The organism is Bartonella sp. AP258QHHD (assembly GCF_042196145.1).
In the GTDB taxonomy this organism is placed as follows: Bacteria; Pseudomonadota; Alphaproteobacteria; order Rhizobiales; family Rhizobiaceae; genus Bartonella.
In genome coordinates this window covers 26,005-52,170 of the sequence record NZ_JBHIPR010000079.1, presented here as the reverse complement: position 1 = coordinate 52,170, position 26,166 = coordinate 26,005, and the positions used below count along the sequence as shown (strand labels likewise).

The following is a 26,166-nucleotide window of genomic DNA, read 5'->3' as shown; positions in this document are numbered from 1 at the left end:
CGCAATATATGCTGTTTAACTTTCTATTTTCTTCCCATTTTCATATATATAACTTGGTTTATACATCGTTACCAATTCTTCTGCCATCGTTGGATGCACTGCCATCGTCTCATCAAAGATATCCTTCGTCAGCTTACCCTTGAGAGATATCCCTATAAGCTGAGCCATCTCACCAGCATTTTCCCCTAAAATATGAGCGCCCACAACAATACGGCTTTCACCATCAACAATGAGTTTCATAAGCATTTTCTCTGAACTACCAGAAAGAACATTACGCATAGGACGAAAAACTGTACGATAAATTTCAAGACGCTTATAACGCTTTACCGCCTCCTCTTCTGAAAGACCAACCGTTCCAATCTCTGGCTGTGAAAAAACTGCTGTTGTAATTAAATCATAATCAGGTGTTGTTGGAATATTTTCAAATGCTGTCTTAACAAAACACATTGCATCATGAATCGCAACGGGTGTTAATTGAATATGACCTGTTACATCACCAACAGCCCAAATATGGGGGATATTTGTTGTCATTTTCTCATCAACAACAACTGCACCAAATTCATTCACCTTAACACCTGCCCGCTCAAGTCTTAAACCCGTTGTATTTGGTACACGCCCCGTAGCCAACATAATCTGATCGGCTCTGATTATTTTCCCATTTGATAAAACAACTTCATAACAATTTTCTGCAGCCTGCACTTTAGAAATTGTTATGCCATAAAGAATAGAAATCCCTTTTTCAATCATTGCATCGCTGAGCAATTGCCGCAAATCATGATCAAAATTACGAAGGATTAAATCACCACGATGAAGGAGTGTTGTTTTTACACCTAATTCATGAAAAATATTAGCAAATTCAACACCAATATACCCTCCACCAACAATCACTATTGATTTTGGGAGTTGATTAAGGTCAAAAATCTCATTAGAAGTAAGGCAAAATTCACCGCCTTCTATGGACGTATTTGGTGCAAGTTTTGCCCCTGTTGCAATCAAAATTTTTTCTGCACTTACCCGCTCACCCGTGGCAGAAAGCTCTAATGTGTGATCATCTATAAAAGTAGCACGACTTTCATAAATATGCACATTGTTATTTTCTAATCCCTTACGATACAACCCTTCTAACCTTGATATTTCTTTATTTTTAGCTGCAACCAACTTTTCCCAGCTAAAAATTGGATCCGCATATTCCCACCCAAAACCAACACTTTTCTTAAATTCTTTTACATATTGTGATGCATAAACATAAAGTTTTTTGGGAACGCAACCACGAATAACACAAGTGCCCCCTATACGATATTCCTCTGCTATAGCGACCCGCTTGCCAAGACCTCCAGCAAGCCGTGCTGCACGCACTCCACCAGAACCACTTCCAATAACAAATAAATCAAAGTCAAAAGAGCCCACGAATTATTCCTTCTTATACATCTGCAAGAGTAGGCTAAGATCTTTTATTATCAAATGAAAGTCTTTTTTTCTTTTGAAGAAGCCTTTTTTATAAAGCAGTATTCTAAAAAGACTTATTCTCATTAAAATATTTAAAACGGCGGGAAAACCGCCGCTATAAAAAAAATCAGAAATTGCCCATTGTTGTCATGATATCGATCAAGCTATTTTTTATTTTCTGAAGATTCTGATTTTATAGGCATATTTGTAGGCATAGTAGAATTATTCAAATTAAGTGTTTCAGACATCTCTTTTTTCACATTTTCTACAAGATCCCGCATAAGAGCAGTACGCCATATATCAAATGCTGAATAAGAATCACGTGCAATATTGGGGACTTCTGTCAAAAACTTTTTACCGGTATCAGAATTATAAAATGTTGTTATCGCATCAAGCTCTTTTTGAGTAAAATATTTTGCATATACATGAGCAATCTCTTTTTCTAGATCAGAGCGCCTTTTAATTAAAGCAAGCGCCTGCTTATCAACAATATCAGAAATAGCTGTTGCCAAATTCGGATCATCGCTAATCAGTTCATTTTTGAAATCATGGACCGCATTTGGTAAAAAGCTATCAAATTGATCCGTTGCATGAATAGCTCTGATTGCCTTTCGCGCTGAATCTAAATGTTGATCACTCACACCTTGTGCATAAGCCATGCCAACATTCACAACAAAAATAGCAATTGCACTAAAATATACGACAAAACGCTGAAAAGAAAATATTATTTTCATTTAATGATTACCCCGATCGCTAATTATAATTTTAATTCGTTATTCTACCTAAAATCTTTAAGACCCTTTTTTACTGTGCTAACATATCATCATGTAAATGCCTTTTCTAAAAATCAAACGGTTCTAAAACTTTTATTTGACCATCAGCCATAGCGACAATTGCACGTGAAGCCAACCCCAAAAAAAGGCCATGCTCAACAACACCAGGAATAGCAAGAAGTGCATCCGATAATGGTTTTGGTTGCAAAATGCAGCCCCAAAATGCATCAAGAATAAAATGGCCACCATCTGTTTCAAAAGGATTTTTTCCATTCATTCGCAATGCAATTTTTCCAGAAAGCCCTAAATCATCAGCGACTTTTTCAATGGCTCTGCATGTTGTGTGGATACCAAATGGATTAACTTCAATTGGTAGTGCAAAAGCACCAAGTCTTTTTACCACCTTTGTTTCATCCGCAATGACAAGCATTGCACGAGATGCCGACGCTACAATTTTTTCATACAACAATGCTCCCCCTCCCCCTTTAATGAGCATCATCTCAGGACCAATTTCATCTGCTCCGTCAATATCAAGATCCAGCTCAGGTATTTGTTCTAAAGTGCTAACAGGCACTCCAAACTTATGACAGAGTTGTTCAGAATATTTTGAAGTAGCAACACCAGTCACCCGCAAACCATCCGCAACACGCTCACCTAGAAGATGAATAAATTCATTGACTGTCGAACCAGATCCGATACCAAGCCGCATACCATCTTCAACAAACTCAAGCGCTTTAATAGCTGCCATTTTTTTTAACTGCTGAACATTCATGAATGACTTTGCCTTCTATCCGTATAAGCAGCATTTATCACCCCTATTACCACCGATAATAATGATAATAAAAGATAACCTCTTGACGCAATCTATTTAAATTGACCATCATCTCTTGCTTGAAGAGATGTTACTCGTTATAGAAATATATGATAAGAATAAAATAGAATAATCAACAATTATCTTTTTTATTTCTTTGAGAATATTTGTTAGCATTTTTCTCATTCAATAAGAATTTTTGATTTATTTTGTGCTATCAATAGGATGCACAAAGATGCACATATCAATTTTTTTGAAAAAATTAAAATGATCAGATATAAAAAATCATCTATTTCTAGAAAACTGTAGATTATTATCTCGTTTCAATGACGTTGATAAACTTACGAATTTAAATACCGTAAAATATTATGAGAAAAGTCTTCTGTTATTTTTTGTTTTGTCATTATCCAAATGTGAAGCAAAATATGACTGATTATATGTTTTTATGAATGCTGTCTGTGCATATTCCATGGTCTATGAAACCCTAGCGAAGACCAAATAATATCTCCACCTTTGGTCATCATAACGCTTCCTCGTGATAACAATTGTTGAGGTATAAATACTATTTTTGCCTTCTTGTAACAAGTTGGATTATGCATCACAAATGTCTGAATGAGAATATCTGCCTCTACACATTGATCTGTTTCTCTCTGTAAAACGATCACTTTTAATCCATTATCCAATAAAGATGTACATACATGATAATCACAAATAAATTGTCCGTGTAACGAAGGACCATATTTTGTTGGTTTAATCGTTTCATTCACACGAAATGACTTTTTCCATATGGATGTCGTGAACTTAGAAATATGGTAACGATCAATATATAATTTTTTATCATGAATAACGCCCACGAGGCGCATATTATCTGCTATAATCAGTTGTACAGGTGAATGCAATACACAAATAGAAACACCTGCCAAAATAAACAAACTAAAAAAGAGCCGGATGGGTGTTTTGCAAAAAGTCAGTCCAACCAAGCCTATGCTCAATAAAACTAACGCTGATAACGGCATAAAACCAGGATTCAAATCAGGAGAAATAGCCTTGATAGCATGTGCAATCTTTATTACAAGATCAACTCCAAAACCCATAATTTGAAGAGGAAGCCATTCGAATCCTCCTAACATTGCAAGAACTGCGATTAATCCAAAGGGAATGACAAAAATTGAGATGACAGGCAAAGCAAAGGCATTACTGATAATGCTCAAAGATGCCATATTAGAAAAATGATAAGCAGCATAAATTCCACTTGCACTCCCTGCAACAAAGGAAGAAGCACATGTTGAAAGAATCGATAAGAAAACAAAATTTATCACTCCCCCTCCAACATAAGAGGGAGTTGTTTTTCTTTTACGAAAAAATGATCTTCCACTCCACCAATCAAAAAAAGCGATCAAAGCAGCAGTCGCAGAAAAGGACATTTGAAAGCTAGGACCTAATATTTCATGGGGTGTCATCGCCAGAGTTATCAACCCTGCAATGGAAAAATTACGCATTGTTATAGCAGAGCGATTACACAATATAGCAACCAACATAACAGCAATCATCACAAAACTTCTTTGCGCTGATATTGCTAAGCCCGACAATAACAAATAAAAAGCTGTTATCATAAAAGCAACGATAGCAGCAAATTTTTTACTGGAATAATAGGAAGAAAAAACTGGAAAAAATGCTAAAAAACTACGGATACTCAAAAGAACTATGCCGCTTAACAACGCCATATGTAAACCTGATATTGATAAAATATGAGCTAATCCAGCTGTACGTAATGCTTCATTTGTCTCATTTGAAATACCAGCACGCTGCCCTGTTATGAGGGCAGCTGCAACACTCCCCTTTTCTCCTTCAAGGGCTATACGGATTCTTTGTGTCATCTTCGTGCGTAAATTTTCAATTTTCTGTAGAATGATAGCGAATATTCCATCAGGCTGCGAAACGGATATTTTTCTTGGTTTTCCTAAATAAACGCCTTGTGCTCCAATTCTTTTAAAATAATTATGAAAACTAAAATCGTAGCCTCCTGGACGCACCGGCCCAGAGAATGCACGAATCTTAACTTTTCCATGCAATCCATCACCAATCGCTAAGCCAGATGGCAAATATCTTGCCGATAAACGAACACGATGAAGACTATGGCGTAATACGGGATTTTCTGTATTCAAAATATCCAAAACTAAACGAAATCCTCCTTTGGCACCTGACTCAATAGAAACAATTCTTCCCGTCAATGTAGTGACAATGTCACTGCTTAGCATGGGTGTTGCAATACGCCACGTTTCTATTTTTGCCGCTAAAGCACCCAATATAATACAAAACAGAAACCCCACGGGAATCGATATTTTTCGATAAAAACGTGCTACATAGAATATTCCCAGAAAAATACTGACCAACGCCCCCAATTGTCCCCAACTTGGTTCCCACTCTAAATGAAAATAGAAAATGATTCCTAGGGCAAAAAAGACTAAAATCAGCGAAAAAAGGATACCAAAAGAAACTTCTTTATTAATACAATCTTCTAACCATTTGCGAAAAAAAAATGATTACTTCTTTTAAGAGTGTCAATAAAAAAAGTTTTTGTTGATTATAGCTACTGTTCTTTGCATCATCATACCTAGAAAAAACACTCTGCCCTATCTGACATGGCTTTTTTCTTTCTGTAACAGATTTTTCGGATAAACCCTCTTTACTTTTATAAAACATCAGTCCCCCACTTTAACTCGCAATACGGCTATTGCACGCCCCATCACTTATGCTAACATGACTTTTCTATAAAATTCCATAAGTAATATCTTAGTTTAAAGGAAAATATTCGTGTCTGTTATTACTCGTTTTGCCCCTTCACCCACTGGCTTCCTTCACATTGGTGGTGCTCGTACTGCTCTTTTTAATTGGCTTTATGCAAAACATACCGGTGGAAAAATGCTTTTACGAATTGAAGATACAGACCGAGAGCGTTCAACCGAAGCAGCTGTAAAAGCCATTATAGATGGCTTGCACTGGATGGGTCTTAGTTATGATGGCGCCCCTATTTCGCAATTCGAACGAGCAGAACGTCACCGCCAAATCGCTGAACAGTTGGTCAAGAATGGCAAAGCATATTATTGTTATGCTTCACCTGAGGAGTTAGCTGAAATGCGTGAAAAAGCCCGTTCAGAAGGGCGCCCACCACGTTATGATGGACGTTGGCGTGACCGTGATAGTTCTGAAGCTCCTAAAGGTGTTAAGCCTGTTATTCGCATCAAAGCCCCTCAAGATGGAGAAACGATTGTACATGATCGTGTTCAAGGTGATGTCCGTTTTCCTAATAAAGATCTCGATGACTTCATTATTTTGCGTTCTGATGGTTCGCCTACCTATATGCATGCTGTTGTCGTTGATGATCATGATATGGGCATCACACATATTATACGTGGTGACGATCATCTTACCAACGCAGCCCGACAAACGATTATCTTTAAAGCAATGGGATGGGACATTCCTGTTATGGCCCATATTCCTCTTATCCATGGTGAAAACGGTGCAAAATTATCAAAGCGACATGGTGCGCTCGGTGTTGATGCCTACCGAACAATGGGATATCTTCCTGCTGCTTTGCGCAATTACCTTGTCCGTTTAGGTTGGAGTCATGGTGATGACGAACTGATGTCACTTAAAGATATGATTTCTTGGTTTGATATTGAGGATATTAACAAAGGTGCTGCTCGTTTTGATCTCAAAAAGCTCGATTCTATCAACGGACACTATATGCGTATGAGTAATGATCAAGAACTTTTTGATGCCGCTCTTAATATTCTACCAGAAACCGATAGGGGAGCACAAATTATTGAAAGACTTGATGAAAAACGCCGTGTTCAATTTTTAAAAGCAATCCCGCATTTGAAAGAACGTTCAAAAACACTGTGCGAACTGATTGACAATGCCTCCTTCATTTTTACGCAACGACCTTTACAACTTGATGAAAAAGCTCAAATGCTCTTAGATAAAAATGGACGAACCATTTTAAACGATCTTTATCTTGCTCTGAAAGCGTGCCCCTCTTGGGATACAAAAACTCTAGATGAAACACTTCGCTCTTTTGTCCAAACACAGAATCTCAAATTTGGATCTATCGCCCAACCACTTCGCGCAGCTCTTACAGGATGTGCAACATCACCAGGTGTTTTGGATATTCTTATTTTATTAGGACGCAATGAATCCCTTCATCGCATCAAGGACCAACTTATCACAACAATATGCCCATGATGTGCACTGAGTATATTTCCTCAAATAAGGATCTATACAGATATCTCAACGCGCCCTAAAAGAGTTTTTTATGTTATATCATTGAAATACATTTCTTATTGAGTAATAATGATCAATAAGGAAATATTTTTAGATTGCATGTACTCACTTTTAGAGGCAATCTACCCTTAAATAAGTAAGAAAAGCTTCAGTTATACATCCCCCACTCTGATGAAGCAGAGTCTTAATTTTTAGAAGTGAAGGATCTGAAAGGAATACCGAATGTCTGAGAATAACGCATATATTATTGTGAATGATAAAAAAGTAGAGCTTCCCTTGCGTAAAGGCACGAGTGGACCTGAAGTCATTGAAATTGCTTCTCTCTATAAAAAAACCGATATTTTTACTTATGATCCTGGTTTTACTTCAACAGCTTCTTGTGAATCAAAAATTACTTATATCGATGGTGATAAAGGCATATTGCTTTATCGTGGTTATCCTATTGATCAATTGGCTGAAAAAGGAGACTTTCTCGAAAGTTGTTATCTTTTACTTTATGGTGAACTCCCAACACAGCAAGAAAAAAATGAATTTGATCGATGTATTATGCAGCATACCATGGTCCACGAACAATTTGCACGCTTCTTCCATGGCTTCCGTCGTGATTCTCATCCTATGGCCGTCATGGTTGCCTGCCTTGGCGCTATGTCTGCGTTCTATCACGACTCTATTGATATTACAGATCCTCACCAGAGAATGATTGCTTCTGTTCGTCTTATCTCAAAAGTTCCAACGCTTGCTGCTATGGCCTATAAATACAGTATTGGACAAGCATTTGTTTATCCACGTAATGATCTTAGTTATGCTGCAAATTTCCTCCATATGTGTTTTGCTGTTCCTTGTGAAGAATATAAAACAAACCCTGTGCTTGCTCGGGCGATGGATCAAATATTTACCCTTCATGCAGATCATGAACAAAATGCTTCTACATCTACGGTACGTCTTGCTGGATCCTCAGGTGCTAATCCGTTTGCCTGTATTGCAGCAGGTGTTGCATGCCTTTGGGGACCAGCACATGGTGGTGCCAATGAAGCATGCCTAAAAATGCTACAAGAAATAGGTTCTATTAAAAGAATTCCTGAATTTATTGCACGTGCAAAAGATAAAAATGATCCTTTCCGCCTTATGGGCTTTGGGCACCGTGTCTATAAAAATTATGATCCACGTGCAAAAATCATGCAAAAAACCTGTCATAAAGTTTTAAAAGAACTCAACATTCAAGATGACCCTCTTCTTGATATTGCAATAGAGCTTGAAAGAATTGCCTTAAGTGATGAATATTTTATTGAGAAAAAGCTTTATCCCAATGTTGATTTCTATTCCGGCATTACATTAAAAGCTCTAGGTTTTCCAACTGAAATGTTTACTGTCCTTTTTGCATTGGCGCGCAGTGTCGGGTGGGTGGCACAATGGAAAGAAATGATTGAAGACCCTGCACAAAAAATTGGTCGTCCTCGACAACTCTACACAGGCTATGCTATGCGTGACTATGTTCCTATAGATGAACGTGCAAATTAAAAAAAGAAATCAATAAAGCTTCAATTTACTGAAGCTTTATTGAGAGTAATCAAAAAACATCCTTTAAAAATTTTTATAAAACGTGATTTTAAAACTCTTTCTACAGAGATAACATCATCATAAAAATTTACTAAAAAATTCTAAGTTTTAGCTCTGTAAAGAAATTGAGAATACTCTTCTGCAAATTAGCCAAACATTTAGCAAAAAGAAATTGAAAATTTTACCTTATAATCCTCATTATCTTTAATGGAAATGTATTCCCTATCATTCCCCCATGTTTAAAAGCCTTATTACATATTAAAATCTAGCAATGTCAGAATTTTTCTTTCTATCTTCTTCAGATAAAATTGCAAAAAGCTTACATTAAGTGCTTCTCTAATTAGAATAAAAACACTTTTACATTTTGTCCTGTTAAAAGCTGAAATTTTCTTTGTATTTAAGTTGATAGTTTTTCTTTTAAAGATAAATTATTGATTTTTAAATAAAATTATTAAAAATCACCCTATAACCAATAAGAGGTGACTTTCTTTCCTATATTTTTTATTCCCATACTTTATAAAAAGAAATTATTTTTTTGATAATGATATTCAGCATAATGATAGCAAAATGAACACAGATAAATTTTTTACATTGCTCCAAAAGAGCTTACAGATTATAAAAATTCATGATGGTTTCATATTTGCCAGCTTATCTAATAGGAGAACATAATGAAATTATTAGCAGGAGCTCTTATAATAAGCGCGACACTGTTTACCCTATCGGCCAATTCTCAAACGCTGAAAATTGCAAGCGATGCTTCTTATCCGCCATTTAGTTATATTGACTCAAATAACAAACTGCAAGGGTTTGATATTGATATATCTTATGCGCTTTGTAAAAAAATGAATGTTGAATGTACTATTGTCACACAAGACTTTGAGGGGATGATTCCCGGTCTTCTTGCCAAAAAATATGATGCTATCGTTTCTTCCCTTTCTCCTACAAAAGAGCGCTTACAAAAAATTGATTTTACAGATCCTTACTACAACACAGCACTCGCTGTTATCGTTACCAAAAATTCGGAAATTAAAGAAATCTCAACACAAGCCTTTAGAGGTAAAAACCTTGGTGTACAATCAAATACAACACAAGCTGCATATGCGGAAGATCATTATGCCTCTGAAGGAGTTAATATCAAACTTTATCCTACAGCAACAGAAGTTAATCGTGATCTTTTAAGCCATCGGCTTGATATCATCATCTTTGATAAATTAAAAGCATTAAATTGGCTTGAAAATGAAGGAAAAGACTGCTGTCTCCTCTTGGGAACTCTAGAAGAAACAAATTTTCCTATTGCAATTGCACTCCGTCAAAATAATAATGATCTTAAAAACAGTTTTAATAAAGCAATAGAAGAAATCCGCGCCGATGGAACCTATGAGAAAATTATGAGAAAATATTTTACTTTCGATATCAATTAGATAGTACTATGAATTAAAACTCAATCTGTATATTTAAGGGGTATCTTTAACTCTTTATTGAACATGCAGGTATAATTGGAAATTCGGCATTTTTATAAGAAAATTTACATTTATCAAAATAACTTTTAATTGCTCCTTGAGATCTAAATATTTTGTAGAATCTAATGACAACAATAAGGTTGTACTTTTACCGTATCAAAATCTAATTTTTTTATGTTCAAATTTAATAGCCTTATTTTCAAGAAAAATCCTCAGTTTTTACTCATGAAATGATTCAAATCAATCATTTCGTGAAAATTAAGCTATCATACAAGCAATAAGATATTTATTCTTTTTTTATCAATAATGCCCAACATAATGATCTAAAATAAACATCAATAAATTTTTGAATTGCTCCCAAAAAGCTTACAGATTATAAAAACATAATGATTTCATATTGCCCGCTTATCCAATAGGAGAACATCATGAAACTATTAGCAGGAGCTCTTATAATAAGCGCCGCACTATTCACCCAATTGGCTGATGCGAAAACATTAAAAATTGCGAGTGAAGGCACCTATCCTCCCTTCAGTTATATTGACTCAAATAATAAATTGCAGGGACTTGATATTGATATATCTTATGCACTTTGTAAAAAAATGAATGTTGAGTGTACTATTGTTACACAAGACTTCGAGGGAATGATCCCTGGACTTATTGCACAAAAATATGATGCTATCATTGCTTCCCTCTCTCTCACACAAGAGCGTTTACAAAAAATTGACTTTACAGATCCTTACTACGATACAGCACTGGCTGTTATTGTTACCAAAGCTTCGGGAATTAAAGAAATCTCGACAAAAGACTTTAGAGGTAAAAATCTTGGTGTGCAATCAAATACAACACAAGCTTTCTATGCAGAAGATCATTTTGCCTCTGAAGAGGTGAAAATAAAACTCTATCCTTCCACAATAGAAGTGAATCGTGATCTTTTAAATCATCGACTTGATGTGATCATTGTTGATAAATTACAAGCATTAAATTGGCTTAAAAATGAAGGAAAAGATTGTTGTCTCCTCTTGGGAACTCTAGAAGAAACAAGATTTCCTGTTGCAATTGCAGTCCGTCAAAATAATAATGATCTTAAAAATAAGTTCAATGAAGCTATAAAAGAAATCCGTTTGGATGGAACTTATGAAAAAATTATGAGAAAATATTTTACAAGTGATGTTTATTAAATATCAATATGATATTTTAATGAAACCCGTTGGTTATTGCTAAAAAATATTATCTAACTCTTTCATGAGGAATATAAGAATGATTGAAAATTTAGCATTGCTATCATTTAGCAATGGTGGATGGGGAGCAGTTATACTTTCCAGTGCAGGAATGACTTTGTCATTGGCATTATGTTGTGGACTTCTAGGATTTCCTCTAGGGCTTCTCAATGCAGTGATGATTCGATCCAATATTAAGATGGCCAAAGCTATGGCACGCCTCTTTTCAACGATATTTCGTGGGCTACCAGAGCTTTTAACTTTGTTTTTAGTTTACTACGGATTACAAAGCCTTATTCAAAATTTATTTGACTATTTTAGTTTTGAAATCATGTTCAGTATCAATGCTTTTGTTGCTGGTGTTCTTGCCCTTAGTATGGTTCTTGCAGCTTTTTCTTGTGAAGTTTGGCTTGGAGCATTTAATATTTTTGATAAAGGTCAATATGAAGCAGCTAAAGCTTTAGGACTTTCACGGTCAACCACATTTTTTCGTATTGTCTTCCCTCAGCTCATCCGAAATGCCTTGCCAGGACTTTCTAATAATTGGCTTACTTTACTGAAAGATACATCCCTTGTTTCTACCATCGCGCTTGTTGACCTCATGCGACAAACGAATCTAGCTGTCGCTGCTACCAATAAACCCATGCTATTTTATTTTGTAGCATGCTTACTCTATTTGTTATTTTCAGCGGTTTTTACTGCAATCTTACGCCATTTGGAAACATACACTCAAATAGGCTATAAAAAGGTGCTAAGTCAATGATTCCTGAGTGGCTTTATTTTCTTTTTAATCCTGATCTTTTAAGTCATTATGGACCCAAATTTATTAATGGCTTTATTGTTACTGTTGAACTTGTTTCTATTTCTTGTTCTCTAGGCCTTTTTCTTGGTATGATTATCGCTTTTGCACGTCTATCAGAGAATACATTTTTACAATATTTTGCAAATGCTTATGTCTATTTTTTCCGTGGCTCTCCTTTATTAGCTCAACTCTTTCTTTTTTATTATGGGCTTGGTTCAATGAACAGTTTTTGGCAACAAGTGGGGCTATGGTGGTTTTTTCAAAACGCGTGGTATTGTTGTCTTTTTATTTTTACACTCAATTCTGCTGCCTATCAATCTGAGATCTTTAAAGGAAGTTTTCTATCCGTAACAACTGGACAACGCGAAGCATCAAAAGCTTTAGGTTTAAGCAACTCTGTCACATTTTTTAGAGTTATTCTTCCACAAGCAATGATTGTAGCATTACGCCCCTTAGGAAATGAGTTGATTTTAATGATTAAATCCAGTGCTGTTGCCTCACTTATTACTGTTTATGATTTAATGGGGGTTGCTAAACTCGCTTATTCACGGACTTTCGATTTTCAAGTTTACGTTTGGGCTGCTCTTATCTATCTCTTTATCGTTGAACTCATTCATCGTTTTATTGTTTTTATCGAGCAGCGCCTCACTCGATATTTACGGTAAATAAAATGATCATAAAAAACAGTATCAAATCAAAATGTTGAATTAATCAAGTTCTTCATCAATGAAAGAATAAAATAAGATGAATTTGAAAAATAATAAATCGATCTCTCCCAGTAAAAACCCTGTGATCTCTATCCAAAATCTAAATAAATGGTATGGAAACTTTCAGGTCCTACATGATATCAACTTTAATGTTCAAGCTGGTGAACATATCGTTATTTGTGGACCATCCGGATCAGGAAAATCAACGTTAATTCGTTGTATTAATCAATTAGAACAAGCACAAAAAGGTTCAATCTGTATCCATAACGTTGATATCCATACTGCACCTATACAACAGCAAAAAAATGTTCTTCGTAAGATAGGAATGGTCTTTCAGAACTTTAATTTATTTCCCCACATGAGCGTTATACAAAATTGTATTTTAGCACCTATGACCGTTCAAGGGCTTTCCAAACAACAAGCACAAGAACGGGCAATTCGTTACTTAACGCATGTTGGTATTGAAAAACACTGTGAAAAATATCCTTTACAACTTTCTGGTGGGCAACAACAACGTGTTGCGATTGCCCGTGCACTTTGTATGGAACCCGAAGTCATGCTTTTTGATGAACCAACCTCTGCTCTTGATCCAGAAAGTGTGGGAGAAGTTTTGGAAGTGATGGCTCGATTAGCCGATACAGGGATCACAATGCTTTGTGTTACCCATGAAATGGGCTTCGCACGTAAAGTCTCAGAAAGAATACTCTTTCTAGAAAATGGAAAAATTGTTGAAGATGCAGCCTCTGAAGAATTTTTTACCAATCCTAAAAGCCAACGTGCTTGTAATTTTCTTGCTAAAATTAAATATTAATCATTAAAATATTGCTTTATTTATACAATTTTATTCCTGCTTTTTAAAAGAGTGATAATTGTTTGTGCGCCAACAACCCCCGATGGTACTTCAGTTTTCATTTTCTGTTCTACCATCTCAAAGGAATCAAGTTGTGCCTGTCGCAATAAAGGATTAGCCAAAAGTTGTTCTACCTGTCTTGCTAACATGCCAGGACGGATTAATTCATTCAAATATTCCGAAACAATAGGCTTATCAGCAATAATATTTGGAAGAGCAGCACTCCATAACATCATTTTAGGAAAAATAAATAATTTAGAAAAGAAATCAAGTTTATAGCAAAGAACCATAGGAACTTTTGCTAAGGCTAATTCAAGTGAAACAGTTCCATGTGCAGCAAGAGCAACATTTGCTTGTGCAAAAGCACGCCATTTTTCATCTTCACCAACTACAATTTCTATCTTGCTTTTCCAGCCCTGCACAAAGTCCCGGATTCTATCTACCAAATGAGGTAAGGTTGGTAAAATAATACGTAAATGAGGAATACGTTGTACAAGAATCTCTACTGTTTCTCGAAAAATAGGCATTAAGGAACGAATTTCTGAATTGCGTGATCCTGGCAAAATAACTAATGTAGGCGATAATGTTTGTGTATCGATCAAATTTCTTTGTTCTAATTGGCTTTTTTTTTCTGACTGAACTCTCAAAAGGGGAGGATATGTCAAAAGACGATGTCCAACATAAGTCGTGGCAGGGCCTCCCAAATCTTGCATAATCTTTTCTTCAAAAGGAAAAACCGCTAAAACATGATCAACAAATCCACACATAGCTTTTGCACGCTCTGGCCTCCATGCCCAAACGGTTGGTGCAATATATTTAATGATAGGAATAGAAGGCGCTAAAGCACGTACCTTTTTTGCAATACGATGCGTGAAATCAGGACTATCAATAATAATTAAACAATCAGGTTGTTCTTGTGCAATAAATTTGGATAAATTGCGAATATGTAGCAACAACAATGGTAGTTTTTTCAACACCTCCTTTAAACCTATTAAAGCAATATCATGGGAATCAAAAAAGCTTTTTAAGCCTAATGCCTTTAAATGGCTCCCCCCAACACCAATCAAATGAATATTGCATCCTATCTGTTGTGATAAACAAGAAATTAGATCGGCCCCAAGTAAATCACCAGATTCCTCACCTGAAACCACTGCAATCTTTAAGAAACAATTATTCATGACCAAACTTTTCAAATGTCTCTATAAATAAAGAATATTTGTTGGCTTTTTCTATTGTTGTTTTCACTGATAATATTAGACTTCTATTTGCCTCCACCGCAACACCAGATAAACCACTCTTTGCAATATTCATTATTGTCGCGGGCCCAATTGATGGCAAATCAACGCGATTATCCTGTTGTGGTTTTGCGCATTTTACAAGAATGCCACCTTTAAGGGGAATTTGCCCTCTTTCTCGCATTTCACAAATACGCCACAACATATTATCAGTTCCCTCAGCGCCCTCTAGAGCAACCACCCTTCCTTGGACAACGACAACGGCTTGCCCGATATCTAATTGACCTAAAAGCTTTGCTGCTTCTACTGCTAAAAAAATATCTTTTTTCTCTTTTGGAGTAGCGCGCCGTACTGTTAAATTAAATTCTATGGGAGCTAAAAGATCTGGGACTATTTCGTGAGCACCGATAACACAAAAACCGTGTGCTTCAATAACCCGTATAAAAGCTTTTAATAACGCATCGTCTCCCCTCTTCAAAGCTCCGATTAACTTAGGAAGAGCTAAAAATGTTGTCCAGTCCAGTCGCAATTGTTTAAGAAGTGGACGCTTTTTCACACCACCTGCCAAAACAACATTATATACACCAGCCTCTTTTAAAATTTTAACGAGTCGTGCTAACTCTACAATTGATAGCTCGCAATGCTCATAGCGATAAAGAACAGAATCTGCCTCACCATGCAAAAGCACAAGAAAAGGATTTTCTCCATTCTTCTCAAGAGTCTGCGCAACAGTAATCGGTAGAACACCATTTCCTGCTATAATAGCAGTACGGCCGGAAAGAAAACTTCTGGCTCCCCAAATAGGCATTTTTAATCCTTATGTTCTTTTATTCTAACACCTTCAAATTTTGGTGTGCAATAAAAACGCTTTCCTTCTTCTTTAATAAAATTAACAACTTCAGAAACAGACTGAGAAGAAGAATAGAAAGAAGCAACATCACTGACACGCTCTTTAAATGGTTTGCTATGATCAAAAAGCATAGCAACCGCATGACGGAGTGCATGAATATCTTGACGCTCAAGTCCTGCACGCTTCATGCCAATAATATTGAGTCCAGCAAGTTTTGCCTGCACACCAACAGCTGTTCCATAAGGTATCAGATCACCAACCAGTGCAGATACGCCGCCGATAAATGCATGATGTCCAACACGAACAAATTGATGAACAGCAGCACCACCACCAATAATCACATAATCACCAATAGTAACATGACCAGCAATCATTGCGTTATTGGCAAATGTTACATGATTGCCTACATAACAATCGTGAGCGATATGCGCATAACAAAAAAATTGGCAATTATCACCAACAACTGTCATTCCTACACTCGAATCGGACCCCCTATGCATTGTTACACCTTCACGAATCGTACAATTCTTACCAATAAAAAGAGTTGTAGCCCCTCCTTTATGTTTATTATTTTGCGGATCTGCCCCCAAAACGGCATGAGAAAATACTTTACTCTTGGCTCCTAACGTTGTCTTTCCCATTATTACAACATGACTTGTCAAACTACATTCATCACCAATAACAGCCTCTGAACTAATATGGCAAAATGGTCCAACGCGTACATTCTCACCAAGCTGCGCTCCCTTCTCCACAAGAGCAGTTGGATGGATTTTCGTACCGGACATTTTTAAATCCCCATCAAATATCGTTTATTCTTTTTCAACAATCATCGCAGCAATTTCTGCTTCAGCGACGCGGACATCTTCTACTTTTGCAACACATGAAAAACGTCTCATACCAGATCTTTTTTTCAAAAGCTGAACATGAATCTTGAGCTGATCACCAGGCATAACCGGCTTACGAAATTTCGCATTATCAACCGTCATAAGGTAAACTAAATTTGTTTGCTTATTGCCTAAATTTAAAAGTGCTATTGCTCCTGCCGTTTGTGCCATAGCTTCTAAAATCAAAACTCCAGGCATAACAGGCTTTGAGGGAAAATGTCCCATAAAATGTGGCTCGTTAATCGTTATATTTTTAATACCAATCGCTTCTTGTTCACCATCAATATCAACGATACGATCAATTAATAAAAATGGATAACGGTGCGGTAATATTGATAATAGTTTTTCAATATCGACAGCCTCTAAGTTTTTAGTTTTTTCACTGCTGATCATATCAGCGTTTCTCCTTTTTAACTTTTCCCATACTGCGCAATGCCGCTACTTCACGAAACCATTGTTTAAATGGTCGCGCTGGACTACCTCCCCATTTTTCGCCATCCGGAATGTCATTCATAACACCACTACGAGCAGCAATCTGAACAGATTTACCTATTATGATGTGATCCGCTACTCCCACACTTCCGCCAAGCTGAGACATATCCCCTATAGATGTACTTCCCGCAATGCCACATTGAGCGGCAATAAGACAATAGCGTCCAATTTTGACATTGTGGGCAATTTGTACAAGATTATCAATCTTGCTTCCTTCACCAATAACAGTATCTTGAAATGTTCCACGATCAATTGTCGTGTTCGCACCAACTTCTACACCATCCTCAATAATAACGCGACCAAGCTGTGGAATTTTCTCGATTCCAGAAACGCCCCCAACATAACCAAAACCATCTTGCCCAATGCAAACACCAGGATAAAGCTGAACCTTATCACCTATTATAGAACACTGAACTGTTACCTTAGGAGCAATATAGCAGTCACATCCAATACGGCAATTTTCACCGATAACAGCTGTGGATGAAATAAGAGTTCCTGCACCAATCTCAACATTTTTACCAATAACAGCTCCCGCTTCAATACACACATCATGTGCCAACTTAGCCGTTGGATGAATATGCGCATGCGATGAAATCCCCTTCTGCCCCAACCAAGGCATTGGCTTGACAGAATCTGGAAACAAAATACGACCAATCTGAGCAAAGTCACGCTGTGGTGTGGATGTCACCAAAATTGCCATAGTTTCGGGAACTTTAAAAACAATCTCATTCGTACACAAAACAGCAACAGCAGAACTGTCCAGTAAAGCATCAGAAAACTTCCGATGCTCTACAAAAACAAGCGAACCTTCCACAGCACTCTCAAGTGAAGAAAGAGTATTGATAACTTTATGAGAAAACTCTGGATTAAGAAGCTTTGCACCCGTCAACTCAGCAGCATTTGCAACTGTCAATCGTCGGGACGGCGTAAAAAAAAATGTATCCGCCATCAAAACACTTTCTCTCCCAGCTTAAGCTATTCTCTTCAAGTTTTTCCTTCTTAAAATCGCTCAAATCAGAACTTCGTAGAAATACCAAAGTTCAATTGTTGCAAACGATCACCTTCCTGCTTCGTTATTGGCCAAGCATAATCAAAACGCAAAGGACCAAACGGAGAATCCCACATCAAACTCACACCTGCAGATGAACGCCAAGCACTTTTGGTATTGGTAACAGACGGTTCACCCTTAAAAACGGCTTTATAATTATTGCCATAAAGCGTGGCAATATCCGCAAATAAAGCACCGCGCAACCCAAATCCTTCAGGCACGACAGGGATAGGGAACTGTACTTCAGCAGTCGCATTCATATATGTCGTTCCCCCCAAGAAATAAACCTCACCCTTACTGGAAACCTGACGCGGACCTATTCCATTATATTTGAACCCTCGAATCATATCAGAATTTACTTTAAACATATCGAAAATACGAACACCATCTCGGCCCATTCCGTGGATATAACCACCCCCAAAGGAAAGCAAACCAACGATATCCTTCTGGTCAGAAAGAGTCTTGTACATCATCGCCTTACCCGTGGTCTTCAAGAACTTTGCACTCCCACCAAGCCCTGCATATTCCTGAAGCAGATGCACGTACCACCCATCATGGGGGGATCTCATATCATCAATCGTATTATAGGTGAAACCATAACTAATTGATGAACGTTTCCAAGGGCTGTGTTTTGCAGCTTGAACAATCGCACCAGAATATTTCCCATATAATTCTATTATGTCACTCTCTTTGTCAAAATCATACTCTCCGCCAAAATCATATTCTTCCTGCACATAAGAATAAGCTACATTAGCAGATAATTGATTATTAATAGGTAACGAAAACCGCAGCGATCCACCTGTCTGCCGTACATCATAGGCTTTATCAGCACGATAAGTACTACGAAAAACATCAACACCAGCAGATAAACGATACCCTAAGAAATAAGGATCAACAAATGATAAATTATAATTACGAGATTTTTCTTGCCCCGCACCTAATCCTAAACGAACATATTGACCACGTCCCCCAAGATTACGTTCAGTAACAGAAACTTCAAGTGACATACCAGGACTTGTTCCCCCTGTTGTATACCCTCCAGAAAGAGAAAGATCTCCTGTTGAAGCTTCAACGACATCTATTACCAAAACAACTTGGTCAGATTGATCTGTAGGAACCATTGAAATATTAACGGCTTTGAAGAAACCTAAACTTTCTAGACGACGTTTTGCCCGCTGTAATAAAGTTTGATTGTAAGCATCTCCTTCGTTTAAATCAATCTCACGGCGAATGACGTAATCACGCGTTTTCTCATTGCCACGTATATCAATACGTTGAATATAAGCACGTGTACCCCGTTCAATATTATATAAAATTGAAATTGTATGATTTGCTAAATTACGATTTCCCCGCGGTTCAACTTTAGCAAAAGCATATCCCGAATCAGCAACTTTGTTATTAATAGTTGCAACAGACTGTTCAATATCTTCTGCACTATAAACATTACCTGGCTGGGTTTTAAGCATCCTTTTCACAGATTGAACGTCAATTCCATCAACATCACTTTCAACCTGAATATCGCTAATTTTATAGAGCGCACCCTCATCAAGAACGAAAGAAATTTTATACGTATTGCTTGCTGCATCAAAAGTTGCTTTAGAAGAGACTACACGAAAATCTGCATAACCACGGTTATAATAAAAGCGACGTAAAGCTTCTTCATCAACAGCGAGGCGCTCTTCACTGTAAACATCACCTCCCAACAACTTCGAAAAAATTCCTGAAGTTTTTGTTGAAATCACATCACGCAAACGACGACTTCCAAAGACATTATTTCCCTTAAAAGTGATATCACCAATCTTTGTTTTTTTCCCTTCAACGACATTAAATACCACATTAACCCGCCCTTTTCCAAGGTTAATCGTTTGAACGTTAACAGTGATATTATTACGACCAAGAGTTTTATAAGCCTCACGAATTGTATTTATATCAGCAGAAAGCTTAGCAGAATTAAAAGGCTCATTCGGTTTTAAAGAAATAAACCGCTTAAGATCTGGGTCTTTAAAAGATTTATTTCCTTGAAACAATATTTGATTGACAACCTCATATTCTTTTACGAATACAACCAATTTATCACCCACCGGATTTATTTTAACATCATAAAATAAACCCAATTCGAAAAGGTTCTTCACAGCACTATCAACATCACCACTGGAAACACCTTGCCCAACCTTAATCCCCATATTGTCTCGAATCGCCTGAGAACTTACAAACTTATTCCCACGAACCTCAATAGAGCGGACTACAGACGCTTGTATTTCTCCGACCGCAGCAATTGACATAAAAACCGTTGCTGGGGCAAACATCCCCATCTTTAACACCAATACAGATGCTGCATTTAAAAACTTTGAATTCGTAGTCATTGGCTTTTTTACCTTACTCTCGTTCCTTGGACATGATGCCTTAAAAGCTAACTGCCATAACAACCTTTTTACAGCGAGACTTTTCATTCCTTAATTACTCATTATAATGTACAACGCCACAACATTTTGTAGACATGGTAAACAACCTTCAATTTGTTTTTGCTATTATTACTTAATTTATAAAGCGTTTTCCATAATTTAATTAGCTAAACCAACAAAAATAATCATTAAAAAAGACAAAGATCATAAAAAGGAGAAGAATGGAAAAACCTAAACGAAAAACGATTCCCTGAATTTTAGCAGATATTTTCCTCCCAGTAATGACCTCAATGACATGCAATAAAAGATGCCCACCGTCAAGCGGTAGAATCGGAAAAAGGTTAATAAGCCCAACACTTATTGAAAGAAAAGCTGCCAAATTCAACAAAGAGATAAAACCTGTCTCGCTCACTTTCCAAGCAATTTTAACGGTTTTAGAAGGTCCACTTAGCCGACAACGATCCTCTTTGCCTCCTATTAAACGACTCATAAAAAGAACGGTTTGAGTGGCGATAAACACAGTACGGTCTGACGCTTTTCTTACAGCTGTTACAAAACCATAGCGAATATGTTTTATATAAGTTGGATCTAAACGTGCAGGATTATTTAAATCAACAGGAACACCTACACCTATCATAGCACTTCGTGTTCGATTACCAAATCCATCATCTCGCTCAACGACTTTCGGGGTAATCATCGTTGTAAAGACTCGCCCCATGCGTTCTATTTTAAACTCTATGGGTTCTCTTCCGTGAAAAGCTACATAATTCATCAAATCTTCAAAGCTTTCAACCCGTCGTCCATCCATTTCAACAAAACGATCACCTAATTCCAAACCGGATTGAAGAGCAGGGCTATCTTTTACCAAAGAACCAACAACGGGCTCAATGGCTACACGACCATAGATAAAGAAAAAAAATGTTAGAATAACAACAGTAAAAAGGGCATTGAAGAAAGGACCGGCAAAAACAGTTGCTGCTTTTTTCCAAGCATGCGCACTAGCAAATGAACCATCGACAATCAGAGATGATTGGGATGATTCCGTATCGATTTTTTCCTCATCCCCAACAAATTTTACATAACCTCCTAAGGGGATAAGTGCTAAACGCCACTTCGTGCCATGCTTATCTGTATAACTCGCTATTTCTGGTCCAAATCCAAGCGAAAAAATTAACGCCTTAATACCACACCACCGACCAATGAGATAGTGCCCAAATTCGTGCACAAAAATGATAATCATAATGATGAAAAGAATACTCAAACTTCTTAAAAGAAAATCACCCATAGTGACGATATGATTTAAAAGTTCCAAACTATCTTCTCCCAATTAGATCATACTAAAAAGATTAAAAGGCGCATCCATATCAGACATAAATGAACCAATTAAATAAAGAAGAAAAGCTGCCCCTACCAATCCATCTATACGATCCATAAAACCACCATGTCCAGGCAATAAAGAACTAGAATCTTTAACAGAAAACCGTCTTTTGAGCCATGATTGCCCTAAATCACTCAATTGTGAAACAATTGACAAAACAAGTGTAAGGAGTGGCACAAAAAAACTGGCTAAATTTATATCAAAAAATCCAAAAGCAACCCATATACCACCGAAAACTCCGACAAATGTACCACCAAGTGCTCCTGACCATGTTTTATTAGGAGAAAATTGTGGTGCTAATTTAGGGCCCCCTAATGCACGTCCGATAAAATAACCACCGATATCTGTTCCCCACACTATCGTAAATAAGAAAATAACAACTTGGAACCCCAACATTTCATGATCCCGTAGAAAGCATAAAGCAACAACAGGAAAAGATGCATATAAAAAACCACAAAAAACCCAACCACTCTTTTTTATAGATATAATAGCTAACACTGTAGCTAAAACGATTAAAACACAAAAAATCAATGAAGCAGATACACTCAATACTAAAAAAAAAGCCAAAGATTAAATAAAAGATACTTGCTAATATTTTTTGTAAAATACACCATTTCTCTTTAGTAATACTCATCCACTCATAAAGAACAAAACCGCCAATACACCATACACATAAAAAAAAGAAGTTTCCTCCCAACCATGTTAGATACAACGCAATAATGCCAAAAACAAAAGCTGTCAGAATACGATAAACCAAATTAGACAAAACAACATCCAAACAATAAAAATAGAAAATACAAGCTCTAAAATTAACGCAAGAAAAACTCCCCTACGCAGTATTTTTATCTCATACCTGTATAATTTCTCTTATAATTTATCATAAATAATTCAGTCTACTAAGATAGCGCTTATGAAACTAATAATCAATGAAAACAGCTTCAAAAATCTCCGTCAAAATTATAAAATATTTTTTTAATATTTTCTCAATATAAAATGAAAAAGCAGTTACCTCTGCCCCATACAAATTAACTAATATAGGTTTCGTATAAAAACACTTTTCTATCAACTATTCGTCATTAAAAAATGAATTACGCCACATAACATCTGCTTGATCAATTATACTCACATGTTTTATAATGAGAAATAAGAGAAAGGTTAGACTTGTTTTTTTGCATTATATTCTTTCCTCAACCTTCATCTTAGAATATTTGAATAATTTCTAATAATGCTTTCATTATGCATTTTAACAAAGACGTGCTCAACTAAAAACCCGCACCATGCTGTTAAATAGTGTCTCCCAGCAAAGGGCATGATTTATCACGCAGACTAAAAAATTAAAACATCTGCCCTTTCAAATCAGTCTCTCCCATATCAAAATGATAGAACACCTTCCTGCATCACACCTTGCTACCACAGAGCACACCACTCCCCACAATTATCCCTAGAAACAATTTACAGGCTGGGAGTAAATATCCTTTTTCTAGTGACAAAATCGTCTTAAACGTGCATAATTTCAGATTCTTTTACGGCTAAAATTTTATCAATATCAGCAATAGTTTCATCCGTGAGTTTTTGAACTTTTTCAGACAAACTATGGGCTTCATCTTGTCCAATTTCACCATCTTTTTCTAACTTTTTCAAATTGTCCAGACCATCCCGACGAACATGACGTGTAGCAACACGCGCTTGCTCTGCATAGTGATGCGCAATTTTTACAAGTTCTTTACGGCGCTCTTCATTCAATTCAGGCAAAGGAATACGTAGATTCGTACCATCAGTTATGGGATTTAAACCAAGACCAGAATCGCGAATAGCGCGCTCTACAGCTCCGACCATCGTTTTATCCCATACAGAAACAGAAAGCATCCGAGGTTCGGGAACAGAAATATTAGCAACCTGATTTATATGCACAACAGAACCATAAGATTCAACGGTCAACGGTTCTAATAAACTGGCCGATGCACGTCCAGTCCGCAAACCACCTAATTCATGTTTAAAAGCCGTAATGGCACCATCCATGCGACGTTTCAGATCATCCATAATTGATGTAACATTCATATTTCTGTCTCCTTCAATTGTCCTTTGAAGCTTACCCTTATTCCGATACTATTGTAAAGCGTCCTGTTCCATTCAAGACCTTAGCCAAACCGCCTTTTTCATGAATGGAATACACAATAATCGGTACATTGTTCTCACGTGCTAAAGTGACCGCCGTTGAATCCATAACAGATAATCCCCATTGCAAAACTTCAACATGTGTTAATTGGTCAAAACGCTTAGCCGTAGGGTCTATTTTTGGATCTGCTGAATAAATACCATCAACTTGTGTTCCTTTAAGAAGGACATCCGCACCAATTTCTGCTGCACGTAAAGTAGCAGCAGAATCAGTGGTAAAAAATGGATTTCCTGTACCACCTGCAAAAATAACAACTTTTCCCTGATTCATATAAGCTATTGCTTTACGTTGCGAGAAGCTTTCACAAATTTGTGGCATAGCAATCGCAGAGAGTACAACAGTTTCAACCCCTAATTTTGTCAAAGATGTTCGCAATGCTAAAGAGTTAATAGCAGTTGCAAGCATTCCCATATGATCACCTGTCACTCGGTCCCCACCATGCGAAGCAACAGCAACGCCACGAAAAATATTTCCCCCACCGATAACAACCGCAACTTCTATCCCCATTGTGCGCACTTCTGCAATATCAGCGGCAATACGGTCTACAACAGAAACATCAATGCCAAAATTCTGCCCTCCCATAAGAGCTTCACCAGAAGCCTTTAAAAGAATACGTTTATACGGAAGTGCTAATGCCATTCATAATCTCCCCAAAAGCACATTTATTTTCGCTTTTGACACCACGAAGGGCACCACTTTTTTCACGTGACGCCCTCTCAACAATTACATTGTTCCCCTCAGAGATTCTACAACCAACGATATGACTTTAAATCTCTGTTCAAGAGTTTGCAATAACTAGCCTTTTACAGCAGCAGCAACCTCTGCAGCAAAATCAGACTCCTCTTTTTCCACACCTTCACCTAATGCAAAACGAATAAAGCCTGTAATTTTTGCTGGAGCACCAATTGATTTCTCAGCATCCTTTAAAGCGGCCTCAACAGTTATATCAGGATTCATAACAAAAGCTTGAGAAAGCAAAACAACCTCTTCAAAAAACTTACGCATACGTCCTTCTACCATTTTTTCAATGATATTTTCAGGTTTTCCAGACTGACGCGCTTGATCTGAAAAAATTGCTTTTTCTCGCTCAACAGCAGCAGCATCAACATCTTGTGCTGTAAGTGCTAATGGATTGGTTGCCGCAATATGCATCGCGACCTGCCGACCAAAAGCAAGAGCAGCCTCTTTATTTCCTGTTGTTTCAATCGCAACCAAAACACCAAGTTTTCCAAGCCCATCAGCCACACTATTGTGTATATAAGTCGCAACAACACCATTCTCAACAGACAATTTAGCGGAACGACGAAATGTCATATTTTCGCCAATTGTACCAATTGCATCTTTAATCGTAAGCTCTACAGTCTTCTCAGAACCTGGATAAAGAGAAACAGAAACAGATTCAACATCCCCTAGCGTATCTAAGGCAGCAGTTGCTACTTTACGCACGATGTCTTGGAATCCATCATTGCGCGCAACAAAATCTGTTTCAGAATTAATCTCAACCAAAACTGCATGTGAATCTTTTGATACGACTCCGATTAATCCCTCAGCTGCTGTACGACCAGCCTTTTTATCTGCTTTAGCTATTCCTTTTTTACGAAGCCAATCAACAGCAGCTTCCATATCACCATTGGTCTCTGCTAGGGCGGCTTTACAGTCCATCATACCAGCGCCAGATAGTTCTCGAAGTTCTTTTACTTGTGCAGCAGTAATGCTCATATTTGCCTCTTTATTTTATAACAGTGAAAGCGTGCAAAATCCCTCTGCACGCCTATAACTTCTTCTTTAGACAAT

20 protein-coding genes and 2 pseudogenes are annotated in these 26,166 nt (G+C 37.1%); 7 read left to right on the top strand and 15 right to left on the bottom strand.

Annotated elements, in window-relative coordinates:
• Positions 1-15: 15 nt before the first annotated feature.
• The 4 genes and pseudogenes from gor to ACFIMM_RS09025 form a co-directional block, all read right to left on the bottom strand.
• Positions 16-1,407, bottom strand: coding sequence for a glutathione-disulfide reductase (gene gor, locus ACFIMM_RS09040; protein ID WP_375620794.1), 1,392 nt, complete (start codon positions 1,405-1,407; stop codon positions 16-18).
• A 203-nt stretch (positions 1,408-1,610) separates the two neighbouring features.
• Positions 1,611-2,180 carry a DUF2059 domain-containing protein gene (locus ACFIMM_RS09035; protein WP_375612140.1) on the bottom strand — a complete coding sequence of 190 codons (570 nt, stop codon included), beginning with the start codon at positions 2,178-2,180 and terminating at the stop codon, positions 1,611-1,613.
• A gap of 106 nt (positions 2,181-2,286) precedes the next feature.
• Entirely contained in the window at positions 2,287-2,991 is a 705-nt protein-coding gene (rpiA, locus tag ACFIMM_RS09030) for a ribose-5-phosphate isomerase RpiA (RefSeq protein ID WP_375613478.1), read from the bottom strand.
• A 405-nt stretch (positions 2,992-3,396) separates the two neighbouring features.
• A pseudogene (locus ACFIMM_RS09025) lies at positions 3,397-5,733 on the bottom strand (ComEC/Rec2 family competence protein).
• Positions 5,734-5,844: 111 nt separating this feature from the next.
• Here ACFIMM_RS09025 and gltX point away from each other — a divergent pair.
• The 7 genes from gltX (at position 5,845) to ACFIMM_RS08990 (ending at position 13,868) form a co-directional block, all read left to right on the top strand.
• The gene (gene gltX, locus ACFIMM_RS09020; RefSeq protein WP_375613476.1) at positions 5,845-7,275 is read left to right on the top strand and encodes a glutamate--tRNA ligase; all 1,431 of its coding nucleotides are present in this window, start codon (positions 5,845-5,847) and stop codon (positions 7,273-7,275) included.
• A gap of 261 nt (positions 7,276-7,536) precedes the next feature.
• Positions 7,537-8,832 (top strand): citrate synthase, encoded by a 1,296-nt coding sequence (gene gltA, locus ACFIMM_RS09015; protein WP_375612136.1) that lies wholly within the window; start codon positions 7,537-7,539, stop codon positions 8,830-8,832.
• A gap of 707 nt (positions 8,833-9,539) precedes the next feature.
• Positions 9,540-10,292: a transporter substrate-binding domain-containing protein gene (locus tag ACFIMM_RS09010; protein ID WP_375612135.1), complete on the top strand. Its 753-nt coding sequence runs from the start codon at positions 9,540-9,542 to the stop codon at positions 10,290-10,292.
• Positions 10,293-10,756: 464 nt separating this feature from the next.
• Positions 10,757-11,509, top strand: a complete 753-nt coding sequence (locus ACFIMM_RS09005) for a transporter substrate-binding domain-containing protein (protein ID WP_375692703.1) — start codon at positions 10,757-10,759, stop codon at positions 11,507-11,509.
• A gap of 79 nt (positions 11,510-11,588) precedes the next feature.
• Positions 11,589-12,311 (top strand): ABC transporter permease, encoded by a 723-nt coding sequence (locus tag ACFIMM_RS09000; RefSeq protein ID WP_375612133.1) that lies wholly within the window; start codon positions 11,589-11,591, stop codon positions 12,309-12,311.
• Positions 12,308-13,015 (top strand): ABC transporter permease, encoded by a 708-nt coding sequence (locus ACFIMM_RS08995; RefSeq protein WP_375612132.1) that lies wholly within the window; start codon positions 12,308-12,310, stop codon positions 13,013-13,015. The genes ACFIMM_RS09000 and ACFIMM_RS08995 overlap by 4 nt, the downstream gene beginning before the upstream one ends.
• 79 nt (positions 13,016-13,094) lie before the next feature.
• Entirely contained in the window at positions 13,095-13,868 is a 774-nt protein-coding gene (locus ACFIMM_RS08990; protein ID WP_375612131.1) for an amino acid ABC transporter ATP-binding protein, read from the top strand.
• A 20-nt stretch (positions 13,869-13,888) separates the two neighbouring features.
• Here ACFIMM_RS08990 and lpxB read toward each other — a convergent pair whose 3' ends face one another.
• From lpxB to tsf, 11 genes and pseudogenes are all read right to left on the bottom strand, one after another.
• Positions 13,889-15,085, bottom strand: a complete 1,197-nt coding sequence (gene lpxB, locus ACFIMM_RS08985; RefSeq protein WP_375612130.1) for a lipid-A-disaccharide synthase — start codon at positions 15,083-15,085, stop codon at positions 13,889-13,891.
• Entirely contained in the window at positions 15,078-15,950 is an 873-nt protein-coding gene (locus tag ACFIMM_RS08980; RefSeq protein ID WP_375612129.1) for an LpxI family protein, read from the bottom strand. The genes lpxB and ACFIMM_RS08980 overlap by 8 nt, the downstream gene beginning before the upstream one ends.
• A 2-nt stretch (positions 15,951-15,952) precedes the next feature.
• On the bottom strand, positions 15,953-16,777 hold the full coding sequence (lpxA, locus tag ACFIMM_RS08975; protein WP_375609506.1) for an acyl-ACP--UDP-N-acetylglucosamine O-acyltransferase: 825 nt from the start codon (positions 16,775-16,777) through the stop codon (positions 15,953-15,955).
• Positions 16,778-16,801: 24 nt separating this feature from the next.
• The gene (gene fabZ, locus ACFIMM_RS08970; protein WP_375629629.1) at positions 16,802-17,269 is read right to left on the bottom strand and encodes a 3-hydroxyacyl-ACP dehydratase FabZ; all 468 of its coding nucleotides are present in this window, start codon (positions 17,267-17,269) and stop codon (positions 16,802-16,804) included.
• A 1-nt stretch (position 17,270) separates the two neighbouring features.
• Positions 17,271-18,317: a UDP-3-O-(3-hydroxymyristoyl)glucosamine N-acyltransferase gene (gene lpxD / locus ACFIMM_RS08965; RefSeq protein ID WP_375612127.1), complete on the bottom strand. Its 1,047-nt coding sequence runs from the start codon at positions 18,315-18,317 to the stop codon at positions 17,271-17,273.
• A gap of 65 nt (positions 18,318-18,382) precedes the next feature.
• Positions 18,383-20,779: an outer membrane protein assembly factor BamA gene (gene bamA, locus ACFIMM_RS08960; protein WP_375613471.1), complete on the bottom strand. Its 2,397-nt coding sequence runs from the start codon at positions 20,777-20,779 to the stop codon at positions 18,383-18,385.
• A gap of 202 nt (positions 20,780-20,981) precedes the next feature.
• Positions 20,982-22,130, bottom strand: a complete 1,149-nt coding sequence (locus ACFIMM_RS08955) for an RIP metalloprotease (protein ID WP_375613470.1) — start codon at positions 22,128-22,130, stop codon at positions 20,982-20,984.
• Between the two features lie 15 nt (positions 22,131-22,145).
• Positions 22,146-22,962 (bottom strand): annotated as a pseudogene (locus ACFIMM_RS08950) (phosphatidate cytidylyltransferase).
• 731 nt (positions 22,963-23,693) lie between these two features.
• Positions 23,694-24,254, bottom strand: a complete 561-nt coding sequence (frr, locus tag ACFIMM_RS08945; RefSeq protein ID WP_273790667.1) for a ribosome recycling factor — start codon at positions 24,252-24,254, stop codon at positions 23,694-23,696.
• 37 nt (positions 24,255-24,291) lie between these two features.
• A complete protein-coding gene (pyrH, locus tag ACFIMM_RS08940; RefSeq protein WP_273790666.1) occupies positions 24,292-25,011 on the bottom strand; it encodes a UMP kinase in 720 nt (239 codons plus the stop codon).
• Between the two features lie 156 nt (positions 25,012-25,167).
• A complete protein-coding gene (tsf, locus tag ACFIMM_RS08935) occupies positions 25,168-26,091 on the bottom strand; it encodes a translation elongation factor Ts (protein WP_273790665.1) in 924 nt (307 codons plus the stop codon).
• Positions 26,092-26,166 lie beyond the last annotated feature (75 nt).